General features: G+C 75.1%; 4 protein-coding genes and 1 pseudogene. 2 read left to right on the forward strand and 3 right to left on the reverse strand.

Annotation, left to right across the window (positions count from 1 at the left end; translation table 11 throughout):
• Positions 1 to 222 (reverse strand): annotated as a pseudogene (locus AB0J52_RS33050) (hypothetical protein); the annotation flags it as partial.
• 87 nt (positions 223 to 309) lie between these two features.
• On the opposite strand from AB0J52_RS33050, the gene AB0J52_RS33055 reads away from it, so the two are divergent.
• Positions 310 to 1,203, forward strand: a complete 894-nt coding sequence (locus tag AB0J52_RS33055; protein WP_500186784.1) for an SUMF1/EgtB/PvdO family nonheme iron enzyme — start codon at positions 310 to 312, stop codon at positions 1,201 to 1,203.
• 1 nt (position 1,204) lies between these two features.
• Positions 1,205 to 1,471: a ubiquitin family protein gene (locus tag AB0J52_RS33060; RefSeq protein ID WP_500186785.1), complete on the forward strand. Its 267-nt coding sequence runs from the start codon at positions 1,205 to 1,207 to the stop codon at positions 1,469 to 1,471.
• Between the two features lie 29 nt (positions 1,472 to 1,500).
• Here the strand turns inward: AB0J52_RS33060 and AB0J52_RS33065 are convergent, their stop codons facing one another.
• Together AB0J52_RS33065 and AB0J52_RS33070 are read right to left on the reverse strand one after the other, a co-directional pair.
• Positions 1,501 to 2,604, reverse strand: a complete 1,104-nt coding sequence (locus AB0J52_RS33065) for a Nif3-like dinuclear metal center hexameric protein (protein ID WP_500186786.1) — start codon at positions 2,602 to 2,604, stop codon at positions 1,501 to 1,503.
• Positions 2,601 to 3,357, reverse strand: a 757-nt coding sequence (locus AB0J52_RS33070; protein ID WP_500186787.1) for an SAM-dependent methyltransferase, incomplete at its 5' end; no start/stop codon positions are given. The genes AB0J52_RS33070 and AB0J52_RS33065, both read right to left, overlap by 4 nt.

Consider the following 3,357-nt stretch of genomic DNA (forward strand, 5'->3'; position numbering starts at 1 on the left):
GACGGTCACGTGGTGCCCGAGCCGGGCGAGCGGCAGCGCGTCGCCGCCGTCGCCGCCGCCGACGTCCAGCACCCGGAGCGGACCGCCGTTCGCCACGTCCGCGGCGCGGGCGAGGGTGTGCGCCACCAGGCGGTACCGGAGCCGGTTCCACGGTGCCTCACGCCACCGGTCCCAGGCGTCCGCGTGGTCGTCGAACGCGGCCGCGTCCCGCGCTGCGCCCATCCCGTCCGCTCCTTCCCGCCCGACCGAATCACTACTAATATATATAGCGTGCTCCGTGGTGTCCCGAAGGATGAGAGGACCGGGACGGTGGAGATACCGGGCGCGGTCCTCCGGCTCGGCTCGCCGCCGTGGATGGCCCGCTGGCTCGAGTCGGAGCCGCAACCCCTGCCCGGCGGGTGGTTCGCGGACGAGACCCCGCAGATCGACGTCGAGGTGCCCGGCTTCCGGATGGACCGGTTCCCCGTCACCGTCGCGGAGTTCGAGACGTTCGCGGACGCTACCGGATATGTCACCGATGCCGAACGGGCCGGCCACGGCATGGTGTACGGCGAGCGCTTCTGGGAGGAGCGTCCCGGCGCCTGCTGGCGGACGCCCGGAGGCCCCGGCACGGATACCGCGGAGCGCGCCGACCATCCCGTCGTCCACATCAGCTGGAACGACGCGGCGGCGTACGCCCGGTGGGCGGGCAAGCGGCTGCCCACCGAAGCCGAGTGGGAGCTGGCGGCACGCGGCGTCCGCTACCGCGTCTGGCCCTGGGGCGACCGGTGGCTCCCCGGCGCCGCGAACACCGCCGAACTGCACGCCGGACGCCTGGACGCGCTCGACGGATGGCTCGACTGGTGGCGGGCCACCTGCCGCGAACATGGCCCGCTGCCCCGGACCACGCCCGTCGGCGAGTTCTCACCCGCGGGCGACAGCGTGCACGGATGCTCCGACATGGCGGGCAACGTCTACGAATGGACGGCCAGCCGGTCCCGCCTGTACGCCGAGGACGCCCCCTGCGACCCCGCACTGCGGCACGTCATGGGCCGCTACCGGGTGATCCGGGGCGGTTCCTGGATGAACTTCCGCTACCAGGTGAGGTGCAGTGAGCGCATGCACGGCGACCCCAGCGGATGGTCCAACTTCGCGCTCGGGTTCCGCTGCGCGGCGTCTGCTACGACGTCCGCCGAGGGCGAGCGCGACGAGTCGGGAGGCTGAGATGGCCAGGATCCTGCTGCCGGCCGGATGGACGCACGGCGCGGAGACCGAGTTCGACGTTCCGGCGGGCCCGCTCGCCGAGGTGATCAAGGGGTTCGCCGGCGCGCACCCCGCGCACCGCCGCCGCCTGCTCGGCGAGGACGGCGAGCCCCTCGGATACTTCAACGTCTACGTGGACGACGATCCCGTCGCCCGGCCCGACCGCGCCGCCGCCGAGGTCGCGGCCGACAGCGTCGTCGTGATCGTCCCGCCGCTCGCGGGCGGCTGACCCGCGCGTCCGGCGCTCGGGCGGCCGACTCAGGCGTGCAGTGACCAGGGATCGGTGACGACGTCCGACACCGTGACCCCGACAGCCGGACGGAGCCTGGCGGCGGCCTTGTCGAGCCACGGGCGGCGGGTCGCCCACGTCCCCGCGCACACGACGGCCGGGCGGGGCGTACCGCTCACCACGCCGCCCGGCAGACGACAGGCGGGCAGATCGTCGGTGACGAGGACGTCCGCGTCTGCGGCGAGATCCAGAGGGCTCTCGGCCGAGGACGCGTCGGCCAGCACCGCGATCCGCCGCACCGGACGATCCGGCGCCCCGGCCGCTCTGACTCCGCCGGGCCGTCCCGGGAGCCGCGTGGCGACCCGCGCCGCGAGATCCGCCAGCGGCATCTCCCGTGGCAGGTCACCGACGCGGCCGAGTCCGTGCGGTCCTGGGCGGGGGGCGAGTTCGCACAGGTAGAACGCCGGTTCCTCATACGGATGCGCGCGGAGCAGCGCCTCGGTGACCTCGGCGCGGCGCGCGCGGGGGAGCACCATCTCGACGCGGGTCTCGGCCACCGACTCGACCTCGCCGATCGCGCCGATCACCGGCCGCGCGCCGTCCAGTGGGACGAATGACCCGACCCCCTCGGCCGTCCAGACGCACCGCGCGTAGTCGCCGATCGCCCCCGCGCCGGCCTGCGCGAGTGCGTCGATCACGCGCTCCACGTCGGGCTTCGGGACGAACGCGACCACCGTGTCCAGAGCCGCCACCCGCGTGCCCGTGGCCGCGTCCACCGCGCCCGTGGCCGCGTCCACCGCGTCCTGGGCCGCGCCCGACGGTGCCAGCGGACGCGCCGCGGTCAGTTCGAGCCGATCGGCGACCGCGGCGGACCACTCGTCCCCGCCCGAGGACGGCACGATATGCAGCGCGATGCCCGCCACGCCCAGCCGATAGCCCAGGCTCGCCGTCTCCGCCCCGCCCATCGTGACCAGCATGTCCGCGTCCAACCGCACGGCCTCGGCGACCGTGGCGGCGACGGCGTCGACCGCGAGCAGGACGTGCCGGACGGGCGCGTCGGGGTCCCCGCAGACCAGCCCGGTGTGAGGACGGCCCTGGCCCAGCAGCGCGGAGACGTCCGAGACGCGCGTCACGGGCGCCCGGCCCGGCCCCCGGGGGCATCGAAGATCGCCAGGGTGCTGAGCGTGCCGCGTGCCCGCTCCAGCATGGCCCGCGTCCCGGCGGCGGAGCGGCTCGTGGTGACCAGCCGCCGGGCCTGGGGCGTGTAGGCGTCGCTGAGCAGCACGAGCGTCTTCGGCACCGGCGAGCGGCCCGCGACCTGCACGGCGAGGTCGAGGTCGCCGTAGGTCATCTCCACCAGCACGCAGGTGATCCCGGCGTGTACGTAGAGCTCCAGCTCGGCGCGCAGCTGCCGCCGCGTTTGACCGTGCCGGTGCGGAAGGCCCGACAGGTACGCGAGCCGGGCCGGGGCCGCGGGCGCGCCGGCCTCGCCCGCCGCGACCAGCGCGATCGGGACGCCCGGCAGCACGTCCAGCCGCCGCCGGTCCAGCCGGACACCGTCCAGGATGTCGTAGGTGTCGGGATTGCCCTCGACGAGCAGCACGACGTCCCGCGCGCCCTCGTCCTGGAGCCCGTTCAGGGCCGCGCCCACCTCCCTGATCGTCGCGTCGTAGTCCGCGCTGTCGTAGGGGACGGACCGGTGGCGGGGCCCCGGCCGCGACGGCGTGCCGAGCAGCCGCGGCAGCGTGTGCGCATATGTCCAGTCGGTCGCGACCACCGCGTCGGCCCGTTCGACCAGAGCGCGCAGCTCGGCGGGAGACGCGAACGGACGCGGCCCCACACCGACCGCCGTGAGGTGCTGCGGCGAGGCTCCCGGCGAGACGTGC

It is taken from the genome of Spirillospora sp. NPDC049652, assembly GCF_040675125.1.
Classification (GTDB): Bacteria; Actinomycetota; Actinomycetes; order Streptosporangiales; family Streptosporangiaceae; genus Spirillospora.